Origin of the sequence: Clostridium tarantellae (genome assembly GCF_009295725.1) — a bacterium.
Lineage (GTDB): Bacteria > Bacillota > Clostridia > Clostridiales > Clostridiaceae > Sarcina > Sarcina tarantellae.
Map to the genome: position 1 here is coordinate 1 of NZ_WHJC01000363.1, position 2,989 is coordinate 2,989.

The following is a 2,989-nucleotide window of genomic DNA, read 5'->3' on the forward strand; positions in this document are numbered from 1 at the left end:
TTTTTTTCCAATTGCCTAAAATGTTTAATATATAAATAGTAAAGTTGATATTTGTAGCATTAAATGGAATCTCAAGATGTATATGATTTTCTTTTTTTGCAATTTTACTTAGTTGAGTAACAGTTTCTCTTTCAATATTAAAACTTAAATCTCCTTTAATTTTATTAGAACTTTTATTTTTTACAAAAATATAATTATTACTTATTATATGAGCAGGATTAATTTCAAAAAGATTAGGTTTTTCTTCTAATATTAAAAATTGATAGGTTTTTGAAACAGCTTTATCAAGTTTTATAGAACTTATATAAGCCATGGAACCATTAGATGTTTTTATACGTAAAGAGATAACTATTTTAATAGAGTTTTCAGGAATAGAAACCATTTGAAAATCATTGTTTCCAAAAAAAGGTGTCTTTATTCCTACTAAATCTTTTAAATTTTCATCTTTATAAAAATATACATAAAAACTAATAGATTCTAAAGAGTTGTTTAGTATAGTTATATATTCCATCAGCATCACCTAAAAATAAAGTTAAGATTAATCTTACTAATATATTATATTTTACAATATAAAAATATGTGAATAAAGTTAAAAACTAAAATAGCTTTTTAGCAAGCTATTTTAGTTTTTAAAATTTTTTCAAGAAAATTTTAAAAATTTATTTAGTAGTTCATAATAATTATTTAGATGTAGAAGAACAAGTTTCTTTTAATAAAAAATTAGAAGTAGAAGGATTACGTATTAATTCATAACACTTATCTTCTAGAAGATCTTGTAAAGCAATGGTTTTTAAATCTATCCAACCGTCTGAAGGGCTAAGAGTATAAACAGTAAATCTTAAGTTTTTAGCATTAAAAGGAATAGTTAAAGTTAAACCACGATTTTTGGAAATTCCTTTATTTTGAATAAATTCTTTTCCGCCAATATCAAAAGCTAAAGCTATTGCACATCCATTTAAGGTTTTATTTTTGAATTTAATTTTAGAAATGTTTTTTAAGTTATTAGCATTTATTTCAAATAAACCAGCATCCTTATCATTATCATTAATAAATTCATAAAATTTTGTGCTAGGTGAAGGGATTTTTAATGAAACAATATGCTCAAATACATCAGAAGTTATTTCTATAGATACTGAAACCATAATTTCAGTGCAATCATCAGGATATTCAATAGTTTCATATTTAGTGGGACCAAAATAAGCAGTACTTTTGCAAGTAAGGGTTTCAGTAGAATTTTTATCTAGATAATAAATAGAGAAATCAATAGGTCTATTACTAACATTTAAAATGGTTATACTTGCCATATTAATCACCTAAAAATAAAGTCAAGAGTAATCTTGCTAATATAATATATTTACTTTATTAAAAATATGTGAATAAATTTATTCTTAAATACAATAAAAAAGTTTAAATATTTAATTTGTGCTTAAATTAGAAAATTTTAACTATATAATCTATCTTTTAAAAATTATATAGTTTTAAACTATAAAAATGATTTAAGCAGTGGAAGAATAAAGTCTACAGTTTTACATTAAAATCAATTAATAATGAATAAATAGGAAGTTTTGAATTAAAATTAAATACAGGTAGATTATGCTTAAATTCTACTGAAATAAATATAAAAAAAATTAAAGCTCAAGTAACTATAAATGGTGGAGAATATGCAGATATACTTGTTGATAAATTAAATAATATTACATTTCATATTGGAGATATTATATAATTAAATTATTTAGAAGAAAAAAAGTTTTAAAAATAGTTCACCTAATATGCTTGTAATTACATAAAGATACATGAGAACCAATGATTTCAATATTTTTTAGCTTAAAAGGTGATATAGGGTATTTCCGTAATGGATTTTTTAATAATGAGTCAAGACTTAAAAACTTTATAAATAGTATAGGTAATAATATAAGCTTAGAGAATACTTTTAGCTTTTTATGACACTAATAGTAAGTTATTTTAATTTATATAAATGCAAATATTAATAAATTAATTAAAACTATTTTAATTAATATTATGAATACATAAATGAAGAGTTAATAAACTTATGAAATGAAAGTGAGGTTACTATATGGATAAAGAGGACAGGCTTATTAGAGACATAGTTAAGTTTAATAGTAAAATTGCTGGTAATGAATTAGTTTCAATTTATTATAAAGAGATTTACATATATGTATATAAACAAACTTCTCAAAAAGAATTAGCTATGGATTTAACTCAAGATATTTTTTTTAGTATGATTAAAAGTATAGACAAATTTAATAAAGAAAAAGCTTCCTTTATAACTTGGTTATATAAAATTGCTACAAATAAGATAGTTGATTATTATAGATCAAAAAATTATAAATATAATAAATTTATAGAACCAATGGAAGAGAATGAGGATATACCTATTCAGGATGATTTTGTACTTACCTTAGAATATAAGGAAGATGTAGAAAAAATACAAAATATAGTTAATAAAATGAGTAGTGACTATCAAGAAATTTTTAGGCTTAAAATATTTCTTGATAGTACATTTTTAGAGATTTCTAAAATTTTAAATATTTCTGAATCTACAGTTAAAACTAAATATTATTCCATGATTAAAAAAATAAAAAAAGAATTTTTAAAAAATAATTTAAAAAGGAGACAGATATATGGATAAGTTTCACATAGATATGCCAGATGATTTTGAAATAGATAAGCAAATTAATTTTATTGTGGACAAAGCAATACCTACTAAAAAGTCTTTGTACACACATTTGAAAAATATGTATAAAGAAGTTGGATTAAGCAATTTATTTTATGCTAAAGGAGAGTTTATTTTTATAAGTATTTTAACTATAGTAATATTACTGTTTGGATGGAATATATATAAACCCGAATTATTCACCAAACTATTTTTTAGAAGATAAAAATATCTAAATATATGGTTTGGTGTTTATTTTTTTAAAGAATTTTCATTTTAGCATAGAAAATTTATAAATTTTATTTTATATATCTA

4 protein-coding genes are annotated in these 2,989 nt (G+C 21.3%); 2 read left to right on the forward strand and 2 right to left on the reverse strand.

The window, feature by feature from the left end:
• Both GBZ86_RS14460 and GBZ86_RS14465 read right to left on the reverse strand, forming a co-directional pair.
• Positions 1-511 (reverse strand): hypothetical protein (locus tag GBZ86_RS14460; RefSeq protein ID WP_152891809.1); only part of this gene is annotated, 511 nt, incomplete at its 3' end.
• 169 nt (positions 512-680) lie between these two features.
• Entirely contained in the window at positions 681-1,304 is a 624-nt protein-coding gene (locus GBZ86_RS14465) for a hypothetical protein (RefSeq protein ID WP_152891810.1), read from the reverse strand.
• 770 nt (positions 1,305-2,074) lie between these two features.
• Between GBZ86_RS14465 and GBZ86_RS14470 the strand changes: the two genes are divergently transcribed.
• Together GBZ86_RS14470 and GBZ86_RS14475 are read left to right on the forward strand one after the other, a co-directional pair.
• Complete coding sequence (locus tag GBZ86_RS14470; protein WP_152891811.1) at positions 2,075-2,650, forward strand: RNA polymerase sigma factor; 576 nt, start codon at positions 2,075-2,077, stop codon at positions 2,648-2,650.
• Positions 2,643-2,900, forward strand: a complete 258-nt coding sequence (locus GBZ86_RS14475; RefSeq protein WP_152891812.1) for a hypothetical protein — start codon at positions 2,643-2,645, stop codon at positions 2,898-2,900. Before GBZ86_RS14470 ends, GBZ86_RS14475 begins: the two co-directional genes overlap by 8 nt.
• The last annotated feature ends 89 nt before the right edge of the window (positions 2,901-2,989 follow it).